This window comes from Peribacillus frigoritolerans (assembly GCF_040250305.1).
GTDB lineage: Bacteria > Bacillota > Bacilli > Bacillales > DSM-1321 > Peribacillus.
Genome location: NZ_CP158190.1, coordinates 3221245 through 3243816, shown reverse-complemented (window position 1 = coordinate 3243816; position 22572 = coordinate 3221245). Strand labels below are relative to the sequence as shown.

General features: G+C 41.5%; 22 protein-coding genes, 1 pseudogene and 2 riboswitches. Of the genes and pseudogenes, 19 read left to right on the top strand and 4 right to left on the bottom strand.

Features of this window, described 5'->3' with window-relative positions; genetic code table 11:
* The 11 genes from ablB to ABOA58_RS15810 all read left to right on the top strand — a co-directional run bounded on the left by ablB (nt 1) and on the right by ABOA58_RS15810 (nt 11464).
* On the top strand, nt 1–849 hold the full coding sequence (gene ablB / locus ABOA58_RS15860) for a putative beta-lysine N-acetyltransferase (protein ID WP_350299154.1): 849 nt from the start codon (nt 1–3) through the stop codon (nt 847–849).
* Between the two features lie 82 nt (nt 850–931).
* Nucleotides 932–2311, top strand: a complete 1380-nt coding sequence (locus ABOA58_RS15855) for a sigma-54 interaction domain-containing protein (protein ID WP_350299153.1) — start codon at nt 932–934, stop codon at nt 2309–2311.
* A 119-nt stretch (nt 2312–2430) separates the two neighbouring features.
* Nucleotides 2431–3834 (top strand): lysine 2,3-aminomutase, encoded by a 1404-nt coding sequence (gene ablA / locus ABOA58_RS15850; RefSeq protein ID WP_350299152.1) that lies wholly within the window; start codon nt 2431–2433, stop codon nt 3832–3834.
* Between the two features lies 1 nt (nt 3835).
* On the top strand, nt 3836–4111 hold the full coding sequence (locus tag ABOA58_RS15845; RefSeq protein WP_350299151.1) for a YokU family protein: 276 nt from the start codon (nt 3836–3838) through the stop codon (nt 4109–4111).
* Between the two features lie 425 nt (nt 4112–4536).
* Nucleotides 4537–4779 (top strand): YozE family protein, encoded by a 243-nt coding sequence (locus ABOA58_RS15840; RefSeq protein ID WP_350299150.1) that lies wholly within the window; start codon nt 4537–4539, stop codon nt 4777–4779.
* A 14-nt stretch (nt 4780–4793) separates the two neighbouring features.
* The gene (locus ABOA58_RS15835; protein WP_350299149.1) at nt 4794–6560 is read left to right on the top strand and encodes an ATP-binding protein; all 1767 of its coding nucleotides are present in this window, start codon (nt 4794–4796) and stop codon (nt 6558–6560) included.
* Between the two features lie 150 nt (nt 6561–6710).
* On the top strand, nt 6711–7418 hold the full coding sequence (locus tag ABOA58_RS15830) for a hypothetical protein (RefSeq protein ID WP_214750321.1): 708 nt from the start codon (nt 6711–6713) through the stop codon (nt 7416–7418).
* Between the two features lie 178 nt (nt 7419–7596).
* Complete coding sequence (locus ABOA58_RS15825) at nt 7597–7767, top strand: YozD family protein (protein ID WP_064505166.1); 171 nt, start codon at nt 7597–7599, stop codon at nt 7765–7767.
* Between the two features lie 240 nt (nt 7768–8007).
* Nucleotides 8008–8712: a purine-nucleoside phosphorylase gene (deoD, locus tag ABOA58_RS15820; RefSeq protein WP_230175687.1), complete on the top strand. Its 705-nt coding sequence runs from the start codon at nt 8008–8010 to the stop codon at nt 8710–8712.
* 259 nt (nt 8713–8971) lie between these two features.
* Nucleotides 8972–10459 carry a S41 family peptidase gene (locus ABOA58_RS15815; protein ID WP_434547737.1) on the top strand — a complete coding sequence of 496 codons (1488 nt, stop codon included), beginning with the start codon at nt 8972–8974 and terminating at the stop codon, nt 10457–10459.
* Between the two features lie 114 nt (nt 10460–10573).
* On the top strand, nt 10574–11464 hold the full coding sequence (locus ABOA58_RS15810; RefSeq protein WP_350299147.1) for an LCP family protein: 891 nt from the start codon (nt 10574–10576) through the stop codon (nt 11462–11464).
* Nucleotides 11465–11555: 91 nt separating this feature from the next.
* Here ABOA58_RS15810 and mtnA read toward each other — a convergent pair whose 3' ends face one another.
* From mtnA to ABOA58_RS15795, 3 genes are all read right to left on the bottom strand, one after another.
* A complete protein-coding gene (gene mtnA, locus ABOA58_RS15805) occupies nt 11556–12602 on the bottom strand; it encodes an S-methyl-5-thioribose-1-phosphate isomerase (RefSeq protein WP_350299146.1) in 1047 nt (348 codons plus the stop codon).
* Nucleotides 12603–12616: 14 nt separating this feature from the next.
* The gene (gene mtnK, locus ABOA58_RS15800; RefSeq protein WP_350299145.1) at nt 12617–13819 is read right to left on the bottom strand and encodes an S-methyl-5-thioribose kinase; all 1203 of its coding nucleotides are present in this window, start codon (nt 13817–13819) and stop codon (nt 12617–12619) included.
* Nucleotides 13820–13897: 78 nt separating this feature from the next.
* Nucleotides 13898–14051, bottom strand: a riboswitch (SAM riboswitch).
* Nucleotides 14052–14122: 71 nt separating this feature from the next.
* Nucleotides 14123–14905 (bottom strand): carbon-nitrogen family hydrolase, encoded by a 783-nt coding sequence (locus tag ABOA58_RS15795; protein ID WP_350299144.1) that lies wholly within the window; start codon nt 14903–14905, stop codon nt 14123–14125.
* A 99-nt stretch (nt 14906–15004) separates the two neighbouring features.
* Here ABOA58_RS15795 and ABOA58_RS15790 point away from each other — a divergent pair, with 99 nt between their 5' ends.
* From ABOA58_RS15790 to ABOA58_RS15760, 7 genes and pseudogenes are all read left to right on the top strand, one after another.
* A complete protein-coding gene (locus tag ABOA58_RS15790; protein ID WP_350299143.1) occupies nt 15005–16177 on the top strand; it encodes a pyridoxal phosphate-dependent aminotransferase in 1173 nt (390 codons plus the stop codon).
* A 131-nt stretch (nt 16178–16308) separates the two neighbouring features.
* Nucleotides 16309–16462, top strand: a riboswitch (SAM riboswitch).
* A gap of 104 nt (nt 16463–16566) precedes the next feature.
* Nucleotides 16567–17799 carry a 2,3-diketo-5-methylthiopentyl-1-phosphate enolase gene (gene mtnW, locus ABOA58_RS15785; RefSeq protein ID WP_350299142.1) on the top strand — a complete coding sequence of 411 codons (1233 nt, stop codon included), beginning with the start codon at nt 16567–16569 and terminating at the stop codon, nt 17797–17799.
* Nucleotides 17800–17805: 6 nt separating this feature from the next.
* Nucleotides 17806–18465, top strand: a complete 660-nt coding sequence (locus tag ABOA58_RS15780; RefSeq protein ID WP_350299141.1) for a 2-hydroxy-3-keto-5-methylthiopentenyl-1-phosphate phosphatase — start codon at nt 17806–17808, stop codon at nt 18463–18465.
* Nucleotides 18462–19091 (top strand): methylthioribulose 1-phosphate dehydratase, encoded by a 630-nt coding sequence (locus ABOA58_RS15775; protein ID WP_350299140.1) that lies wholly within the window; start codon nt 18462–18464, stop codon nt 19089–19091. Before ABOA58_RS15780 ends, ABOA58_RS15775 begins: the two co-directional genes overlap by 4 nt.
* A gap of 24 nt (nt 19092–19115) precedes the next feature.
* Complete coding sequence (locus tag ABOA58_RS15770) at nt 19116–19649, top strand: cupin domain-containing protein (protein WP_137023436.1); 534 nt, start codon at nt 19116–19118, stop codon at nt 19647–19649.
* A 1058-nt stretch (nt 19650–20707) separates the two neighbouring features.
* Entirely contained in the window at nt 20708–21634 is a 927-nt protein-coding gene (locus ABOA58_RS15765; protein WP_350299139.1) for a CobW family GTP-binding protein, read from the top strand.
* 65 nt (nt 21635–21699) lie between these two features.
* Nucleotides 21700–21846 (top strand): annotated as a pseudogene (locus ABOA58_RS15760) (DUF2188 domain-containing protein); the annotation flags it as partial.
* A 57-nt stretch (nt 21847–21903) separates the two neighbouring features.
* Here ABOA58_RS15760 and ABOA58_RS15755 read toward each other — a convergent pair.
* On the bottom strand, nt 21904–22146 hold the full coding sequence (locus ABOA58_RS15755; protein WP_101225235.1) for a DNA alkylation repair protein: 243 nt from the start codon (nt 22144–22146) through the stop codon (nt 21904–21906).
* Between the two features lie 110 nt (nt 22147–22256).
* Here ABOA58_RS15755 and ABOA58_RS15750 point away from each other — a divergent pair, with 110 nt between their 5' ends.
* Complete coding sequence (locus tag ABOA58_RS15750; RefSeq protein ID WP_350299138.1) at nt 22257–22523, top strand: hypothetical protein; 267 nt, start codon at nt 22257–22259, stop codon at nt 22521–22523.
* The last annotated feature ends 49 nt before the right edge of the window (nt 22524–22572 follow it).

The window sequence follows — 22572 nt, the reverse complement described above, 5'->3', positions numbered from 1 at the left end:
ATGGAGGCTGGAATCATTGGAAAAAGGATTCAAAAGCCAAGGTGCACCATACATATTACGATTGACCATTTTAATAAGCGAATCAGGATTGATGATTATTTAGGCCATTTTCAAGAATGCGTGGAGGAATCTTTAAAGGTGGCTAAAGACATTTCAGCAGAAAAAATCATCTTCAAGTCACGCAAGGAAAACGTTCTGGCATTGCTTGCTCAGGGTTTTCTATATGAAGGAAGCATCGATAAATTCTTTTTGGGAAGCGATTGTTTCTTCCTTGTTAAATATAACCGGAATGCAAGGCGCAACAGTGCAGAATGGGAAAAGGAAGATCAAATCCTTACCGATGTACAGAGGCTGCCGATAAAATCCGGATTAGATAATCCGCCTTCAGCCTATCAAGGCCGTAAAGCGGAAGTTACCGATGCACCTCAGCTGGCCCAATTGTATGGGGAGGTTTTCGAAGTGTATCCCACACCGATGAATGATCCGGTATATGTGAAAAAGTGCATGGAAAAGGGAACGGTTTTTTATATTTATGTCCATGAAGACAGGATTGTCAGTGCTGCTTCAGCAGAAATTGATTCCTTTTACCATAACGCAGAAATCACCGATTGTGCGACATTGCCGGAACATCGGCAGTACGGCTTGATGAAACACTTGATTTCCGCGCTTGAAGAATATCTTATTTCACATGGAATTTATTGTATTTATTCGATTGCCAGGTCGCTCTCATTCGGCATGAATGCTGCATTGCATCAGCATGGATACTCGTACCGCGGACGTTTGGCCAATAACTGTTACATTTACGATAAACTGGAAGACATGAACCTTTGGGTGAAAAATTTCACTTGAATGCTCAATTTTAGGCGGTACATGACAAGTTTTTGGCATTTCCTCATATACATCTAGCAAGAAGGTCTTGAGGAGGGATATCTTGCCAAGTGAATTTTTTAATACAAGTGAAGTATTGGAAGCAATATTACAAACCATTGATGAAGGCATTCATGTGATAGATCCAAAAGGACAGACCATCTTTTATAACGAAGTGGCGGCCAATCATGATGGGATGAAAAGAAGTGAGGTGCTTGGGAAACCGTTGCTTGAAGCCTTCCCTTCTTTGAATCACAAATCATCGACATTGCTGCGGGTCATTAAATCTGAAAAACCAATCTACAACTATAGCCAATCGTATGTAAATGCACATGGGCGAATCATTGAGACGTTAAACACGACGCTCCCCATATATGTAGATGGGTTTATGATAGGCGCTATAGAGATTGCCAAGGATTATTCAAGCTTGAAGCAATTATCTGAAAGGTTAGCTGACCTGGAAAGCTCGCTCAAGACGATCAAAAGTCCTGAAAGGAAAACGCCCGGAACCGATGGATTATATTCTTTCATTGAAATCCTGACTATTGATGCTGGATTTAAAGGTCTGATCTCACAAGGGAAAAAGGCTGCCCGCTCCTCCTCATCGGTGTTGGTTTATGGGGAAAGCGGTGTAGGAAAAGAGCTTTTTGTTCAAAGCATACACCAGGGTTCGAGCCGCAGTAAAGAACCATTCATCGCGCAAAATTGTGCGGCCTTACCGGAAAATTTATTGGAATCGCTTCTCTTCGGTACGGCTAAAGGAAGCTACACTGGTGCTGTGGAACGCCAGGGACTGTTTGAATTGGCCAATGGTGGAACCTTGTTTTTGGATGAATTGCAATCGATGCCGATTGACTTGCAGGCAAAGCTTCTGCGTGTGCTCGAAGATGGGTTCATAAGGAGGATAGGAGGTACAAAGAGTGTACAGGTGGATGTGAGGATCATGGCAGCGATGAATATAGATCCGGAAAAGGCGGTATCGGATAACAGGCTAAGGCCCGATTTATTTTACCGATTGAACGTATTGAGCTACGAGCTGCCTCCGCTAAGGGAGCGGATTGATGATATAGAGCTTCTTACTGAACATTTCATATCAATATTTAACAGTAAATTAGGATTGTCCATTAAAGGCATGGATGAGCAGACAAAGGTTTTTTTTCGGGAATATCATTGGCCTGGAAATGTAAGGGAGCTTAAACATACAGTAGAATTCATGATGAACCATACGGAGAATGATGTTTTGAACCTTGCAGATTTGCCCCAGTCTTTAAAAAAGCGCACCCCATCTGAAAAAATACTTCCGCTTCGTGAGGCCATGATTGAAATGGAAACAAAATTGATTACCGAGGCCCTTCTTCAAACGAACGGTAACGTTTTCCAGGCATCGAAGCTATTGCAGATTCCAAGGCAGACCTTGCAATATAAAATTAAAAAGCATATTTGAATGGAAAAAATCCGGATGCAGCCTGCAGTCCGGTTTTTTTTATGGGCCTTCGAATTATTGGGTCATTTTGGCACCCTTCTTGCATTTAATACTACTATCATAACTCAGGAGGTATAACCATGTTATTTGACTTATATAAGCCAGATCGCAATTGGAAAGATATAGAGCTATGGAAAGATGTAACCGAAGAACAATGGAACAACTGGCTGTGGCAGCTTACGAATACGATCCGAACTGTCGATGATTTGAAGAAAGTGATAAACCTGACTCCGGATGAAGAGGAAGGTGTGAGGATTTCCACAAAAACCATTCCATTGAATATCACCCCATACTATGCTTCGTTAATGAATAAAGATGACCCAAGGTGTCCAATCAGAATGCAATCGGTCCCAATCTCGGAAGAAATGCATAAAACCAAATATGACATGGAAGACCCTCTTCATGAGGATGAGGACTCCCCAGTGCCGGGACTAACCCATAGATATCCGGATCGCGTTCTTTTTTTGGTGACGAATCAGTGCTCCATGTACTGCCGTTATTGTACGAGAAGACGCTTTTCAGGACAAATTGGCATGGGCGTGCCCAAAAAACAATTGGACGCTGCAATCGGTTATATACGTGACACACCGGCAGTTCGGGATGTCCTTATTTCAGGCGGGGACGGATTATTGATCAATGATACGATCCTTGAATATATCCTCAAGAACTTAAGGGAAATTCCTCATGTTGAGATAATCAGGATAGGAACGCGGGCTCCGGTTGTTTTTCCTCAAAGAATCACTGAAAATTTATGCACCATTTTAAAAAAATATCATCCGGTTTGGCTGAATACTCATTTCAATACCTCGATAGAAATTACAGAGGAATCAAAGAAAGCATGTGAGATGCTTGCCGATGCAGGTGTACCTGTGGGCAACCAGGCAGTTATTTTAGCAGGGATCAATGACAGTGTCGCAATCATGAAAAAGCTGATGCATGACCTTGTTAAGATTCGTGTCCGCCCTTACTATATTTATCAGTGCGATCTGTCGGAAGGCATCGGTCACTTCAGGGCTCCCATTTCAAAAGGCATTGAAATCATTGAGGGGCTCCGAGGCCATACATCCGGGTATGCTGTACCTACCTTCGTCGTCGATGCTCCTGGAGGGGGAGGGAAAATCACGCTGCAGCCGAATTATATCCTTTCACAATCTCCAACAAAAACGGTGCTGCGCAATTTTGAAGGTGTGATAACCACATATCCGGAACCTGAGCAATATACACCAGGACTTGCAGATGATTACTTCAAAGGGGTATATCCTGATATGGAAGAAAGACAATCAGATATAGGTGTATCTGGTTTAATGAACGACAAGCAATTCAATTTAGTGCCTGAAGGACTGAAGCGAATGAATCGACGGGAAAATTACGTGACCAACCCAGAGCATGCTTCATTGAAAAACCAACGTGAAAAGCGGGATTTGTTAAAAGAAAAGAAATTCCAGGCACAGCAAAAAAAGAGCACACCTAAGGGAGATGAATAGCATGGAGACGTGTCCTTGGTGTGAGAAAGGGAAGCTTGCTTCAGTAAATGGGACTGTGTATTGGGAACTGCCGGATGGTACGAGGGCAGTTGAAATTACGGAGACCCCTTCATCTCGATGTGAGAGCTGCGATGCTCTTTTTCAAAGTGATGAAATAGTGAAGGAAATCGAAAATCAACTGTTTTTAATTGATACGAAACAGCTTGAAAAACAAACGACGTACAGTGAGCTAATGAACATGAAAAGGCTGTTGAAACGTAATTACTTTGACTTTTAGCGGCATGATGCATTTACATTTCCATATATGAATGAATAAATCCCCCCATTTGGACAGAATTAGTGCAAACCACTATTTCCATCTTAGATGAAGGGGATTTTCCTTTTCAGATAATGAAAATAATAAGGTTTTTGAAGTGCATTTGATTGAAAGATTGGGCTAAGCAAGAATGAAGCACTTCATTCCTTTATCGATTCATGAACCAAGTCGTATAAATAAAAAAGTTTTTCCGTCTTAAAAGGATGGGAGTACGATATTTAAGTGTAATTCCGTAAGAAAATGAATGCATTTTTTGATGAAAAATCGTGGAAATCTATAAAGTGAGGAAGAATAGACCAAATTCATCTTTAAAAAAGTGGACGGAAGCGAAAGTTTCCGATATATTAAAGCAGAAATCATAGTTATTTTAGGGGGGGCTCAACATCATGAGACCATTTTATTTATATTTAATGAAATTTCGACAACCAAAGGAAATTGATGCAATCACTAAATTTGCCAATCATGCCTATGAGGATCATGGCTTCCCAAAACAATCGACTGATTATAATGAACTGAGCAGTTATTTGGAATTGAATGCATACTATCTCGATAGTATGTCACTATTCGATCAAGCATGGGAGCAGTATGTCCAAATAGAAGAAGGGCTCTTATTAGGAGATCAGGAATAGGGAGGATCGGAAGGATGCTTAAAAGCCTTCAAACCCGAATTTTGCTTTATTCATTACTTATTGCAAGTGTTCCTCTTCTGATATTGGGGATCATATCCTATGGATCACAACGGTCCCTGCTTGAGAAGGAAGCAAAAAATGCCCTGAATGCAGGTTCACTGAATATTGTAAATGAAACATATAGCTATTTGAACGAACGGATCAGTGATGTGAGGTTAATGAGTGCAAATTCGGTAATCATCAATCCTGGCCATTCAAAAGAAGAGAAGTCAGAGGAACTAAAAAAGTTTATCGATGCAAAAGGATATTATTACGGTGTCTTGCATTTGGATATGGAAGGCAATGTCATTGCAGATACATCCAATAAAATGATCGGGGACAACCTCGCGCAGAGAATATGGTTCAAAGAGGCCATAGAAGGTCGTGAATTCCTTTCTGACGTTTATAAAACCCGTGCTTTCCCAGAACCCATAATTGCTCTGAGTGCGCCGGTTTATGATAATGCAGGGAAAATGATCGGTGTCGTATCTCCAGCTTTCCGATTGGAAGGACTTTGGGAGCTGATGGAGAAAAAGGCTAATGAAATTAGCGATAAATACCCAGTGAACTTTTTCATGATCAATCAAGAAGGCATCATGATTTCGAAAAAAGACCCGCATGGAGTCATGCAGGATTCTGCATTGAAAGAAATGGGATTAACGAAAGGTAAGCTGATGGAAGCTTCGTTATCGGATGAATTGTACAGCGCAGAGAACGGGGAAAAAATATATTCCATCCAGCCTGTTCATACGATTGCAAAAACGGAGAATAAATGGTTTGTTGTTGTGGGTGCAGATAAGAAACAAGTCTTTCAGCCTTTGAATGACCTTTTAACACGGTATTTGACAATCTACAGCATCGTTTTTGTTTCTATCATTCTGGCTGTCTATTTACTAACAAAGACCCTTGTGCGGCCAGTTCAAGAACTTGTCGAAGCGACAGAGGATTTCATTGGAGGAAAGGAATTCATCATTTCCGATAAAAGAAGCTTCGAGGAAATGGAAAAATTGAACCTAGCCTTTCTAAGAATGATGGAAACGATAGAAGATCGTGAGAAGGAAATCGTCCGTACGGAAAAATTGAAATATGTCGGCCAGCTTGCTGCCGGTGTCGCACATGAAATCAGGAACCCGCTGACGACAATAAAGGGCTTTTTCCAATTATTGAAGAGCCAGGATCATGATAAAACATTAATAGAAAAATATAGTGATGTCATGCTTCATGAAGTGGATCGGGTTAATGTATTCGTGACACAACTTCTTGATTTGGCAAAACCGCATCAACTGGAATGGGAGAAAATCGATTTAATGGATTTCCTTGAAGAAATAATAGATACCTATATCCCTTCAATTCCGAGTTCTCATGTAAGACTAATAAATGAAGTGACACACTCTGTCGTTGTTTATTCAGACAGGAACCGGTTAAGGCAGGTTCTCTTGAATGTCTTGAATAATTCTTGTGAAGCCATCGAAGCAAGGGGGCAGATTGAATTGCATCATACTTCCGAGTCCCATTATGTAAGATTAGTGATCAGCGATGATGGGAAAGGCATCAGTCCCGAGAATTTAAAAAATATCGGCATGCCCTTTTATACCACCAAACCGGATGGAAACGGATTAGGTGTGGCGACGTGCATTCAGATAATGGAGGAATTAAAAGGGAAATTTCAAATTGAAAGCGTCCGCGACGAAGGAACGAAAGTGACGCTCATCATTCCCACTACGAACCGTCTCATTAAATGAGGCGGTTTTTGGTTGTAGTGCCGTTTAATAAATGGGCCGGTTACTTAGCTAAATGAGCAAAATGCCCTCTCTTTTCCATTAACCTCCATGTTTGTTTGTGCATATAATTTACTAATCAAACGATAAGGACCATATTGGGGGATGTCTCTTATGGGCAAAAAAAAACAGCCGAAATTTAAATTAGGCGATACAGTCGTAATAACAATGTATGGGACAGTCGGGAATATAACCGATGTAAAATTTCTCGATGGTGCTTATGTGTATGAAGTGAACTATAGTGAAGGTCTTTATATCGAAAAAACATTGCAATCGATAAATGAATATGAAGGTGAAATCCTTTATCAAAAAGAACAAATCGATATTGAATATAAATATTTATTAGGTGACTTGGTCCAGGTGGATGGGTATGAACAGGATTATTTCAAGATTATCGGCTATCGAACGGAAATTTGGCGCTATAAGGAAAATGCCTGGGAGGATGTAATCTATGAGTTATCCAGAATCTCTGATGGTGAATGGCTTGAAGCGCATGAGGAAGAACTAACTTTGATAGCCGATGCTAAACGTGCAGATGGAATCATTAAAAAGTTGGGTCTGCTACTTCCTAAAAAGAAAAATGAGCTTGCTATCATTGCTAAACAAAACAACCCTGGTAAAGGTGAGCGAGAAATGACAATGACAAAAAATGAAAAAAAGGAAATGATTGATGGACTGTTGGATTTATATAATGATTATTGTAAGCTCTACGAACATTTTGGCGATGATGAATATCGTCACATCATGAAGATCGCCCTTGCTAAAATTGAAAAGGCGGCAGAGGAAATTTATCCAGATCATAAAAAGAAGCAAACGAAGTGAAAGGTATCCTGAATTTTTAAAGGGCAATTTCAAAATTCCCTATAGAAGCTTCCATTCAAATTGAACACGGATGGATCATGATAAATATAAGCCCTTCAAATGATTTTCCATAATGGGATGCCTTACTGGTATATTTGTCTCTACACATTCATAGACCTTTAAATAAGGGGGCGATGATTTGCGAGAAATTGAGGTTTTTATTGATACAGAAGAGATAGCGGAATTCTTTTTTCAAGAATTGATAAGACGGGGCTATCTTCCAACAGAAGCTGAAGTTGAAGATCTTGCTGACATCACATTCGAATATCTTCTTGAAAAGTGCATAATTGATGAAGAAGTCGATGAGTAACCTGTCATAAGACGGTTAACAGCTTCCTATCCCTTAATTTTATTAACCTTAAAAAAAGACGGCGGACCTCCGCCGTTTTGTTGCGGTTTAAAGGAAGGGTGTCAAAGTCTTTTCATGACTTCCAGTTTCCTTATCTTTTTCAAGTTCTAGGATAAGGTTCGATTTTCCTAACTTGTGGTTGATATGGTATAGTAGTTTTTGAATATCATTTCAATCACAAGTTAAGGAGGACATAGTCGTATGAGCGTACATATTGGTGCAAAAGAAAATGAAATTGCGGAAACGGTCTTACTTCCTGGGGACCCGTTGCGTGCAAAATATATTGCTGAAACATTTTTAGAGGATGCTAAACTTTATAATGAAGTTCGTAACATGTTTGGATATACAGGGACATATAAAGGGAAACGAATTTCTGTACAAGGTACAGGCATGGGTGTCCCATCCATTTCGATTTACGTGAATGAATTGATGAATAGCTATAATGTCCAGAAGCTGATTCGTGTGGGAACTGCAGGAGCGATTCAGAAGGATGTAAAAGTCAGGGATGTGATCCTTGCAATGAGTGCTTCCACCGATTCCCAAATGAACCGCATGACTTTCGGCGGGGTGGACTTTGCCCCAACGGCGGATTTCGAATTACTAAGAAAAGCTTATGACGCCGGCACAGCTAAGGGCTTGCAATTGAAGGTCGGTAATGTTTTTACGGCCGATCAGTTTTATAACGATAATAGTGATTTGGAAAAATGGGCAAAATACCAAATCCTTGCAATAGAAATGGAATCAGCAGCGCTTTATACGCTTGCTGCTAAATTTGGCCGCCAAGCATTATCTGTATTAACCATTTCCGATCACATTTTAACCGGTGAGGAAACGTCGGCGGATGAGCGCCAGTCAACCTTTAACGAAATGGTTGAAGTGGCATTGGAAGCAGCTATCCAGGACTGATAATTGGATGTAAATGACAGGCGGGTGACCAGGAATAAGTGAAGCTGTATAATGACAGTTGGATACAGGCTCAGTTATTCCTTGGTAGCCCCATTTTTGTAATGTCAATAGATGCCTGTAGTCCAGGGAGTTTTCTCTATGTTTTAACGTTTGCGAGGCGTAAAAAAATACATATGGTCATAAGTTGTTATTTTTGATAACAATTATTTTTCGATTGTCATGAAAGCTGTTAAAATAGAAAGAAATCGTTTATATCGTCATGAAGAATGAAAGTGGTGAGGCTTCAGTGGAAGAAGAAAATCAAGAACAGCCAAAAGAGGCAGGGAAATTCATTAAAATAAAGAAGTTTACGTTCATTATGGGGATTTTCTTAGTCATATTTCTAACTGCAGGGATTACTACAATAGCCTTGACCTTTGGAGATGAAAAAGTAGAGTCATTAGCACCGGATAAGCATGCGGAATTTGAAAAGCTGTATACTACATACGATAAGATAAAAGATAACTATTATGAAGAGGTTGATGAAGAAAAGCTGGTTGACGGCGCAATTAATGGAATGATCAAATCATTGGATGATCCCTACTCTGCTTACATGGATAAAAAGGAAGCATCGAGTTTCCATGAAAGCATCTCTTCATCTTTTGAAGGAATCGGTGCCGAGATTCAGGAGCAGGATGGACAAATCATGGTCGTCTCACCGATAAAAGGGTCCCCAGCAGAAAAAGCGGGGGTAAAGCCGAATGATATCATTTTAAGTGTGGACGGTAAAAGCGTTGAAGGGCTAAGCTCTTCTGAAGCTGTCCTGAAAATCAGGGGCGAGAAGGGTACGAAAGTGGATCTATCCATCTCAAGAGCTGGTGAGTCGGAACCGATTGAGCTCACCATTAAACGGGACACAATTCCGATTGAGACGGTTTATGCGGAAATGCTTGATGATGGAGTTGCCAAGATTCAAGTGACCAGTTTTTCCGAACATACAGTCCAAGAGCTGAAAACGGCGCTTGAAGAAATGTCGAAGAAGGATATGAAGGGTCTCGTATTGGATTTGCGGGGAAACCCGGGGGGACTGCTTGATCAAGCAATAGAAATGGCAAGCCTGTTCATACCTAATGGGGAAGTGGTTCTTCAAGTTGAGGAGCGCAGCGGGAAAAAACAAGTCTATAAATCGGAGAATGATGGAGAACTGAAAATCCCGGTAGTCGTGTTGATTGATGACGGAAGTGCCAGTGCTTCTGAAATCGTTGCAGCGGCTGTCAGTGAATCTGCGGACATTCCATTGATTGGTGTCAAGTCATTTGGGAAAGGGACAGTGCAGACTGCCGAAGACTTTGAAGATGGATCTAACTTCAAATATACGGCAGCTAAATGGTTGACTCCTGAAGGCAATTGGATTCATAAAAAAGGGATCAAGCCGGATATTACTGTGAAGCTTCCTGGTTATGCCAGCCTTCCGTACATTTCGCCCGATAAGGAATTGAAAGCATCTGATTCTTCGAGTGAAGTGAAAGCTGCTGAAGAGATGCTGAAGGAAGCGGGACATGATCCGGGTAAGGTAGATGGATTCTTTGATGAAGCAACAACGAATGCGGTCACAGCATTCCAAAGGGAACAAAAAATTAAAGAAACTGGCACCATTAAAGATGATACTACCGTGAAATTGATGCAGGTCATCCAGGAGAAAATCCTTAAGAATGACACACAAGTGAAAAAGGCGGTAGAAGTATTAAAGAAAGAAATCAATAAATGATTTTGCCCGAATAGCCTGTCAGCGATTATCGTTGGCAGGCTTTTTTTGTCGTTTAATGCATAGGATTCCAATATTAGGCAGAGAATAGGGGTAATTTTCCGATGAGGTGAGGTAATGAAAGAAAAGGTATTGTTCATATATCTATTGATCTTGATTCTGGCAGGCTGCACTTATGCCCCTTTACCCAAACAAAATGGAAATGCAGGTACGGAAAAAAAACTAACCAAAGAAGAGAACCAGGAAAGTGTGAAAACATTTCTGTTAATTGGTGTTGATACAAGGGGAGAGGAAAAATCTCGATCAGATGCGATTATACTGGCAAAATACTTTCCTGAGCAGGAAAAACTGAAGCTGGCTTCGATTATGCGTGATAGTTATGTGAAAATCCCCGGGAATAAATCAGGATATAACAAAATAAATGCAGCTTATTATTATGGTGGAAGGGAACTTCTCAAGAAAACCATACAGGAAAACTTTGGTGTCAAGGTCGATCATGTAGCGGTAATTGACTTTCAGGGATTCGTGAAGATGGTCGATTTACTTGCACCTGAGGGGCTAGCGGTGAATGTGGACCAGGAAATCATTGATGATATGAGCATTCAAGCAAGCGTCGGTAAAAATGTTTTACATGGGGAGGAAATATTGAAATATGTCCGTTTTAGACATGACGATGAAAGTGATTTTGGAAGGGTTGAGCGTCAACAAGAAGTAATGGTTCAATTAAAAACAGCGTTTATAAATCAAATCTCATCCTTCGAAGGGATGGCAGCCCTTCCTAGTATAATCGAACAAGGACTCTCGTACTTGGATACAGATATTGGACTGAAAACAATAATGGAAATGGGTCCAAAAGCCGTCTTCCATTCACCGGACACCGTCGAAACCTTAAGGGTTCCAGTGGAAGGAAGCTTTAATGATGAAATATATCCCCAGTCCGGAGCCGTTTTGGAAATAGACTACACTAAAAATAAGAAGGCACTTCAGGAGTTCTTTTCCAAAAAATAAAAATTGTATTGTGGACCTCGCAAGAATAATCACAAAAACGAGAGAGATACGAAATCCTTCTCGTTTTTTATCATCAATAAAGCAACCTGGATCATTTAACAAAAAGCGGGATGTTTTTAATGAAATCCGGTGTTATGATGCCATTTTCGGTAATGATGCTGGTAATTAGATGATTCGGTGTAACGTCAAAGGCTGGATTGAAAGTCTTCACGTTTTCAGGAGCAATCCTAACACCTTGAATAAAGGTGATTTCCGCTTCATTCCGTTCTTCGATCGGGATGGAAGTACCGGACTCGAGAGTAAGGTCGAATGTAGTTGATGGTGCGGCCACGTAAAAAGGGATACCAAAGTGCTTGGCTAATATGGCCAATCCCAATGTCCCGATTTTATTGGCTGTATCTCCATTAGCCGCAATTCTGTCGGCACCGACGATGATTCCATTTATTCCTTTCTGGTGAATCGTATGGGCAGCCATATTATCAGAAATTAATGTGACATCCACCCCCGCTTGCATCAATTCCCAAGCAGTCAAACGCGCCCCTTGCAGGACAGGCCTTGTTTCACATGCATACACTTTTAGCGGAAAGTCCTTTTCTTTAGCCAGGTGGAAGGGAGCCAAGGCTGTGCCATACCGAGCCGTGGCAATTCCCCCAGCGTTGCAATGCGTTAGAATGGAATCTCCTCTAGTGAATAAGGATAAACCATGTTCCCCGATTTTCCTGCACATTTCTTCATCTTCAGCAAAGATGGCTTTAGCCTCCGATACAAGTGCTTCCTTGGCAGTTGAAATGCTTTGCGCAGCTTGCAGGGTATTTTCCATCCTCCTTAACGCCCAAAAAAGGTTGACAGCAGTTGGCCGTGAAGAGGCGAGTTTTTCAATATGCCTCGCTACATTTTTCTTGAATTCCGCTAATTCAGCGGTTGTTTCCTGTTTGGCACCAAGTGCAACACCAAATGCTGCCGTCAGTCCAATTGCTGGGGCACCGCGAACTTTTAATGTCAAAATGCTGTCATATACATCATCAACAGAATGAAGTTCAATAAATTCAGTTATGGAAGGCAGGGCTTGTTGATTTAATAATGTAATATGGGAATCAGCCCATTGTACCGAATAAGGTAATGGTGCTAGCTTTGTCATGTGCAGGTCTCCTTTTAAATGGTTGAATAAGATGGCAGTGTACGATGCTTCAACGCTTCAATGACAGCTGGAACATCCAATTCTTCTCGTTTTTTAATTAATAAAGCACCAATTTCCAATGTAGCCGTTTTGGCAGCGATCCTTGTTTCTTTATCTTCAATGACATTCAAATCGGCAACATGGGAAAGTCCGATGGTTCGCCGAATCATTTCACAGCCGGCAAAGCCGAATGCATCTTTTTTGAATTTTGTCAGTAAATAAGGCAGATAACCTTTCACATGGCGAAATGGGCTTTTATTTTGGCCTTCCCATAATTCGGAATAAGTTTCTTCAAAGGCATTCCAAAATTCATTAAGGTGTGTGAAAATCTCTTCCTTTCCAGCGCTATTACGTGTGACTGCCTGAAAGAGAAGGTTGGCGGTGTATTGACCAAGGTCAAAACCAACTGGACCATAAAAAGCGAATTCCGGATCGATAACCTTTGTTTCAGTTTCACTTGCAAATATACTTCCAGTATGTAAATCACCATGAAGCAAGGCTTCCTGCTCGGTTTCAAAGCTTTGTTTCAGCTTAGCGACCTCAAGGATCACTTCTTTATCATTCCATATATTTTTGGCGGCATCTGTCAATTCCACCTCGAAATCTCCCGGGAGTTCCTCAAAAAATGGATCCGTGAAAATAAAGACCTCAGTGATTTTGCAGAGTTCGGGATTCGTGAAATGTCGGGCCACTTCCTTTTTCGCAGAGGGTTCTAAATGATAATCGGATGTATAAAATGCCGTTTTCGCAACATATTCACCAATATGCTGAGAAAGCAATGGATATGAATCTCCTTCGATCAATCCTGTTCTAACGATTTTCAAGTGCGATAAATCCTCCATGACCGTGATGGCAAGCTGTTCATCAGAATAATAGACTTGCGGTACGAATTCTGGGCAATAACTTCTGAAATGAATCAACGCATTCGCCTCAATCGCAGCTCTTTTCAATGTCAGCGGCCAGCTTTCGCCAAGTACCTTGGCATAAGGGACCGCTTGTTTAATTATAATTCCTTTATTTGTGACTGTGTCTGTAATATGAAAAACATAATTTAAGTTTCCATCGCCGATTTCTTTACATGTTAAACTTGCATCCGCATTGACCAACCCAAGTTTTTTTGCAAGGGTTATAGCTGTTTCGTTTGTCAATCTCTTAAAATTTGAATGGTTTTGAGTCATTCTTTTCCCCTCCGGATTCAAAATAAGAATAAAAAAGCCTCTTTCATATAGAAAGAGGCAGAAGTTTTGGCTTCGGACCTCTTATCTTCCAGAATATGAATTCTGGTGGAATTAGCACCGTGCTCTGTGGATTTTATAATCCGGCGGTGAATCCGCCCCATTTCACAATGGTATTACAGTCGGTTGCTGGGCTTCATAGGGCCTTTATCCCTCAGCCTGCTCTTGATAAGAGTAAATGTTTTCTGAAATTTTAATCTTCGGGAAAATAATATCAACTTTTTAAATAGTTTGTCAATGGGTAAATTAATAAAAATCAGGACGGCGATCTTCGAATACAGGTATTTTGTTACGTGCATCCGAAACTCTATTGAAGTCCAAGGTGCCTGTCAGGAGTTCGTTTCCTTCTCCGGCTTCACTTATGATATTTCCCCAAGGATCAATTATCAAGGAATGACCGGCAAATATATTATTGACATCAGAGCCTGAGCGATTAACGGCTACAACATAGGCTTGGTTCTCGATGGCACGGCTAATCAATAAGGCTCTCCAGTGATCGAGTCTCGGCTTTGGCCATTCAGCCGTAACGAATAGAACTTCGGCGCCTTTAGCGGTATGGGCTCGCTGCCATTCAGGGAAACGGATGTCATAACAAATGAAACCAGCACATATTTTTTCATCAAGAGTAAATAAACCATCCTTTTCTCCTGGCTTCAGGAAATGATGTTCATCCATTAACTGAAATAAGTGAAGCTTATCATATTCTTTTATGAGATTTCCCTGTTTATCGATGATGATCATGGTGTTATAGATTCCCTTGCTCGTTTTTTTCGCAATGGAACCGCCTACGATGTGAATCTCGTGTTTCCTTGCCTGTGTTTTAAGAAATTCAATCGTTTTTTCGGCCTCTTGATCAGCAATCTCATTTAACCTGCTTAAGTCGTATCCGGTTGTCCAAAGCTCTGGTAAAATGACGATATCGGGTTCCGACCGTGCTGCTTTTTCCAACCATTGTTTGGCAACCTGAAAATTGATATCCGGTTGCCCGAATGCTATATCCATTTGAATACAAGCTATTTTCCACTTCATCGTTTAAAACCCCCATATGTAAAAAATGCTTTACAAGACTATGATAAACATATATCATTTGTGACTAGAATTTCAAGAAATTTCAGAGAAGGTGTATAAATGGTGCAATTCGAAAAATCCAGACAGCTTCAGGACCTGCCTAAGCAGTTTTTTGCCTCACTAGTCGCAAAAGTCAATGCCATCACGGAGCAAGGACATGATGTCATTAATTTAGGTCAGGGAAACCCTGATCAGCCAACACCAGACCATATCGTAAAAAGCTTGCAGTCTGCCGCTGAAAAAACGATTAATCATAAATATTCGCCATTCCGGGGGCATCAATATTTAAAAGATGCTGCTGCCGTCTTTTATGAACGTGAATACGGTGTCAAGCTGGATCCGAAAAGTGAAGTGGCGATTCTCTTCGGGGGAAAGGCAGGTCTTGTCGAACTGCCGCAGTGTTTATTGAATCCGGGTGATACGATCCTTGTTCCGGATCCCGGCTATCCGGATTATCTTTCCGGTGTTGTTTTAGCCCAGGCAAAGACCGAGTTCATGCCCTTGACAGAAGAAAATGTTTTCCTTCCAAAATACAGTGACATACATAAAGAAGTACTTGATAAAGCGAAAATGATGTTCTTGAACTATCCGAACAATCCCACAGGTGCTTCTGCAACTGAAAGTTTCTTTGATGAGACCGTCTCTTTTGCAAAAGAGCATTCAATTTGTGTGGTCCACGACTTCGCTTATGGAGCGATAGGATTCGACGGTAAAAAACCGGTAAGCTTTCTCCAGTCAGAGGGAGCGAAGGAAATAGGAATAGAAATATACACACTATCGAAAACATACAATATGGCAGGGTGGAGAGTCGGCTTCGCAGTGGGGAATAAGAGTGTCATAGAAGCTCTTGAACTATTACAAGACCATCTTTATGTGAGTCTCTTCCCTGCGATACAAGAAGCTGCGGCAAGCGCTTTGCTTGACTCGCAGAGCTGTGTAGAGCAGTTAGTGCAGATGTACGAGGGGCGAAGGAATGTTTTCATTGAGGGATTGAGGGCAATCGGCTGGGATGTCAAAGCTCCTGCGGCATCATTTTTTGCCTGGCTCAAAGTACCTAAAGGTTTTACGTCCGAGCGTTTTGCAGACTATTTATTAACGCATGCCCACGTTGCTGTTGCTGCAGGAAATGGATTCGGTGAATTTGGCGAAGGATACGTCAGGGTAGGGCTGCTGACTTCGGAAGATCGGCTGAAAGAGGCTGTGGAACGGATAAGTAGATTAAAATTATTTTAACCACAATGATATATCCGATTAATTCACCCTTAAATAGTTAAAACTTATTGACAAAGTAGGGATTACCTGTCAGAATACAAAATAAATTCTTAATCTTTCGATACTTGGATGCAAATTTATATATCAGCGTTTTCTTATTTTGAGCAGGTGGAGGGACTAGCCCTATGAAGCCCAGCAACCGACCGTAATTCCATTGTAAAATGGGGCGGAATTCTTCGCCGGATTTTTCTTGAAATCCACAAGGCACGGTGCTAATTCTTGCAGCCAATGGCTGGGAGATAAGAAGATGGCTTTTTAAGCCTCTTCTTTATGAAGGGGCTTTTGCCATTTTGAGACCAGTTCAGGTTAATGACATCGAGAGTTTACTAACGTGATATAGGAGTGATCAAATGAGCGAGATAGTCGCTACTTATTTAATTCATGATTCTAAGGGAAATCATGAGAAAAAAGCAGAGAGCATTGCCTTGGGATTGACTGTCGGAACATGGACGGACCTGCCCCATTTGGTCCAGAAACAACTGGAAAAACATAAGGGACGCGTCGTATCGGTGACACCACTTTCTGAAGAAGAGAGGGCAAACAGCTACTTTAATCGTAAAGCATACCGTTCGCTTATTAAAATTGCCTATCCGGCAAGGAATTTCTCCAATGATTTACCTGCAATCCTCACGACGGTCTTCGGCAAACTTTCATTGGATGGAGAAATAAAACTTATCGACTTGGATTTTGTCGGTGATATTCAAAAAGCCTTTCCAGGGCCGCAATTTGGCATTGAAGGCATTAGGGAAAAGGTTGGCGTATATAACCGGCCCCTGGTGATGAGCATCTTTAAAGGTGTATTAGGAAGAGACCTAACATTCCATAATGAGCAACTGAGGCAACAAGCATTAGGAGGTGTCGACCTAGTTAAAGATGATGAGATCCTCTTCGACCAGGACCTGACTCCATTTTTCGATAGAATAAAAACGGGAAAAAGAATATTGAATGAAGTCTATGAAACCACTGGCCACCGAACTTTATATGCTGTCAATCTATCAGGGAAAACATTTGAATTATTGGATAAAGCAGAGCAAGCGGCTGATGCAGGGGCAGATGCCTTGTTGTTCAACGTTCATACATATGGTTTGGATGTATTGCAGGCCTTGAGTGAACATGATCGTATCAAGCTGCCGATCATGGCGCACCCCGCATATAGCGGGGCATTGGCAGCTTCATCATTTTATGGGGTCGGCTATCCATTATTGCTTGGTAAATTAGTAAGGTTATCAGGTGCGGATTTATCCTTGTTCCCATCCCCTTATGGAAGTGTCGCACTTGAAAAAAAGGAAACCTTGGCGATTGCTGAAGCTCTGACAAAAGATGAACTTTCATGGAAAAAAGCCTTCCCTGTTCCTTCTGCTGGCATTCATCCGGGCATGGTTCCGGACCTAATCAAGGATTTTGGAATCGATAGTGTGATTAATGCCGGAGGTGGAATTCATGGGCATCCTGATGGAGCAGAGGGCGGGGCAAAGGCTTTCCGTTCTGCTGTAGAAGCCGTACTGGCAGGAAAGGACCTATCTGAAGCGGCGCTCGAGAATGAAACACTAAAAAAAGCTCTTGTGTTATGGGGAGGCCTATAAGAAATAATGAAACCGATCATCTTTTGTGATTTTGACGGAACGATCACCAACACGGATAATATCATTTCCATCATGAAGAAATTTGCGCCTCCGGAATGGGAAGCGTTGAAAGACGGTGTCCTTCAGCAAAAAATCAGTATATCTTCAGGAGTAGGGGATATGTTTTCCCTGCTTGATAGCGGCTTGAAGGATGACATCATCCAATATGTAAGAAAGACGGCCGGCATTCGTCCAGGGTTTTATGAATTCGTTGAGTATACGAAACAAGCCAACATCCCTTTATATATTGTAAGCGGGGGCATGGATTTTTTCATTGCACCGCTTTTAAATGATATCTTGCCAACAGAGTCCGTTTATTGCAACCATGCATTTTTTGATAAGGAAAAGATTTATATTGAGTGGCCACATACTTGTGATGATCAATGTAATAATGATTGCGGTTGCTGCAAGCCATCCATTATGAGGGAAATTACGGGTGCGGAAGATTTTAAATTCGTTATTGGAGATTCGGTAACGGATTTTGAAGCTGCAAAACAGGCCGATTTTGTCATAGCCCGTGACATACTGCTTGAAAAATGCGATAGGGAAGGGATTCCACATCAAGGATTTGAAACGTTTTTTGATGTAATTGATATTTTAAAGCAGCAGAAGGTGGTTAAAGCGTGAACAATCATTCTAAAGAATGGCAGGAGCTGGCAGACATTAAAGCTGAACTGGCCGAAAGGGATTGGTTTATGGGAACTAGCGGGAACTTGTCCATTCGGGAGCCCAAAAGCCCTTTCTTTTATATTACGGCAAGCGGTAAGGATAAAAGGAAGCAATCGGATTCGGACTTTTTACTGGTGGATTTAAAAGGAAAGCCAGTTGAAGAAACGAACCTAAGACCATCGGCCGAAACTTTACTTCATACAGTCATTTACCGGAAAACGAATGCGAACTGTGTACTCCATGTCCATACAGTTGAAAATAATGTGATATCCGAATTGTACGGAGATGAAGGCCAAGTTTCTTTTCGTAATCATGAAATCATTAAAGCAACCGGTCGGTGGGATGAAGATTCGGAACTTCGGATTCCAATCATATATAATCATGCTGACATTCCGCTGTTATCCGATAAGTTCGAGCCACATGTCGAAGAAGACTCTGGCGCCGTGCTGATCCGCAATCATGGTATTACGGTTTGGGGTAAAAGCGGACTCGAAGCAAAGAGAATACTTGAAGCTTGCGAATTTTTATTTCAATATCAACTGTTGCTTAATCAACAAAAGGCGTTTGCGGGTTCTTTAAGATAAACACTCATAGAGGAGGAATGAATGATGGCGACGATCAGATTCCATGAAACAAACGAGGTTATTGAAAACGGTGAACAGGTAAAAGGATTTTTAGAAACACAAGGGGTTATTTATGAGCAGTGGGACATTTCTAAATTACCGGCCCATCTCGTGGAAAAATACGATCTAACAGATGCTGACAAGGAGGAAATCCTAGTAGCATTCCAATCAGAGATAGCGGAAATCTCCGAAAGAAGAGGCTATAAAGCGCATGATATCATCACATTATCCGATGCGAATCCGAACTTGGATCAAATGCTTGAAAACTTTAAGCAGGAACATCACCATGAAGATGATGAAGTGCGTTTCATAGCAGGCGGAACGAGTATCTTTGCCATCGAAGGCAAGGATAAACAGTGGTTTGATGTGCGCCTTAATCCAGGTGATCTTATTAGTGTACCAGAATCAACAAGACATTATTTTACGCTTGCAGAAGATAGGAAAACTGTTGCTGTCCGCATTTTCGTTACAGCGGCAGGATGGGTGCCGATTTACGAAAAAGACGAAGTTCAAGCATGAATCAGTGTTGAAAAACCAGTTTACGGGCTTGGTTCAATTTGTCGACAAAAGGGAAGTCGGAATGGTCTCATCCCTAACCAGGATTTTAAAAAACAAGACCAGATTATCCTTAATGGTTTTTTCCTGTAATCCTTATTGGATTGAAGAAATTTGCGACACTCCTGCCGAATAACTGGCTAGCCGAGACACCACAGGCGCTTGCGCCGAAGAGGCTTGGCAGACAGTCGGCGGAAAGGGAGCGGATTTCTGAAATCGACTGGACATTATTAAATAAAAAACTGCAGTCGAACTCGCTTTTCTTCGAGTTTATCTTCATTCTGAAACAAGCCATCCGGCTTGTTTCATTTTGCAGTCAAAAGCGTTCGGAATGGTCTCATCTCGAACCATGATTTTAAAACAAGACCAGATTATCCTTAATGGTTTTTTCCTCTAATCTTCATTGGATTGAAGAAATTTGCGACACTCCTGCCGAATAACTGGCTAGCCGAGACACCATAGGAGCTTGCGCCGATGAGGCGTGTCAGACAGTCGGCGGAAAGAGAGCAGATTTCTGAAATCAACTGAACTTTTTAAATAAAACACTGTAGGCAAACTGAGTTTTCATAGAGTTTGCCTACAGTCTGTAACCACGAAGATGGACTCCGTGATTTCAGTTTGGCAACAAAATGGTGTTCGGAGTCCGAATAGTGAGATGAAGGTCAAAAAATCTCGCGAACGCTCGAATATAGTACTCCGGTCTTAATAGTTTTATACTCTAATCCTCATTGGATTGAAGAAATTTGCGACACTCCTGCCGAATAACTGGCTAGCCGAGACCCCACAGACGCTTTCGTCGAGGAGGCTCGGCAGACAGTCGGCGGAAAGGGAGCGGATTTCTGAAATCGACTGGACGTTTTTAAATAAAAAACCTCAGTCGAACTCGCTTTTCTTCGACTTTGTCTATGTCTGAAACCAGCTTACGGGCTGTTTTTTTTGTGAATCCGGCAAGTGCTTTAGTAAGATAAGTATGATAAAATTTAACCGAATCGAATTTAACCGGATCATAGGAGCAGATAAGAATGAAAACAACCGAAGTGTACATATTGGGCGGCTTTCTCGGCAGCGGGAAAACGACGCTTCTTCGAAATATATTAAAGCAGGAAAGTGACGCGGGCAGAAAAGTGGCCGTGCTTTTAAATGAGCTCGGCAGTGTATCGGTTGACAGCGGACTCATTGGTGATGGGGTGCCTCTGAAGGAGTTGTTTGACGGGTGCATCTGCTGCACAATTCAAGATAAACTGGAGGTTCAGCTTCATGAATTGCTAACCGAAAATGACCTGGATGCGGTTTATATTGAAACGACGGGCGCTGCTCATCCAGTTGAAGTATTGGACGGCATCATGTCACCGATTTTCGCCAAAAGGCTGGAGTATAAAGGGATTATCACGGTGGTCGATTTATTAAGGTGGCGCGATCGCGAGGAACTGTCTCCGCAGCTTCGACAGTTGCTTGCCGAGCAAATCCACCATGCCGATTTCATACTATTGAATAAAGCGGATTTAGTAAGTGAGATGGAGGCCGCACAGCTGATATATACGATACAGGCGCTGAATACGGATGCTGTATGTTTATTGACGGAGTATGCGGACGTTTCCTTGAAATCATTGCAAGGGATGCAAAGAAATCGGCAAAATGGCCATCAAAAGCTTGATGTACATGACCATTTGCATTTAACTGCAGTCGTTCATACATTTGAAGGTGCCGTGGCACAAACCGACTTTGAAGAGTGGCTTAGGTCCCTGCCGGAAACGGTATATAGAATGAAAGGATACATTTCCTTTACACATTCACAATACCCCCATTTATTTCAATACTCCTACGGAATGCCGATGTATATGAATGAAATGATGAAAATGCCATTGAATATCGTCATAATCGGGGAAAAGTTGGATAAGGAAATGTTGATCGGTCAGTTGCAAGCTTTGGAAGCGAGAGCGGCCCGATAAACGTTTACCGCCCATAAAAGAAGGGAAACATATAAGAAGACTTTCTTATCAAGGAGGCGGTATTAATGCCATGGAATAAGAACGATTACCCAAATTCGATGAAGAATCTAGATAAAGATGTCAGGGAAAAGGCTATAGAAATCGCGAATGCATTATTGGATGAAGGATATGAGGATGGAAAAGCCATTCCAATTGCCATAGACCGGGCTAAGATGTCGGTGGGAAAAGATTGAAAAAATGGTCAGACCCATTTGTGGGTCTGACCATTTTTATTCTTGCATTCCAAAGGCGGCAAATGTCTTTTCGTCTTCTATTAATCCGCACGCAGCACATTGCACCCGAACTTCAGGACCATTATATGCTAGATGGAACGGCTGAAGGGAATCGTTCGAATATTGTTCAACAATCTCACCGGATTGCGGATCCTTTTTAACGGGGGTTGCTACTTGCTGAATGAGATTGAAGCGAGATTTATTTGTCCGGCAATTCGGACAGCGGTATACTTGAGACACTGTACTCACTCCTTTTTTTGAATTTTAAAAAGCGTGATCGTATTATTAAGATAGTCTTTACGAACTTGATCAATAATATGTATGAATTAGTAATGGATGGAAGGGATACTATGAAAGAAAATATCAGGCAAGAAGAATTACTGGTGGCTTATTTAAGCATATGGAACAATCGTAAGGTGACCGATGGAGGTGGAAGGGAAGTTTTGTCGGAACTCATCCGCCGTGAGCTTTTGGATGAAAATGCCCATCCCCGTGCCCGAAAACCAGTATTGGAGAAATTTTACCTCTGCATTAAACGCGTGATGGAATCTACGCTTTCAGAAGAAATGAAAAATGCGATCGTCATGCTCTATATCACTGAATTGGAAAGATTATGATTTCCGAGTGTGATACGGATGCTTGTAAGCAAATATTCTTATCCGCTTC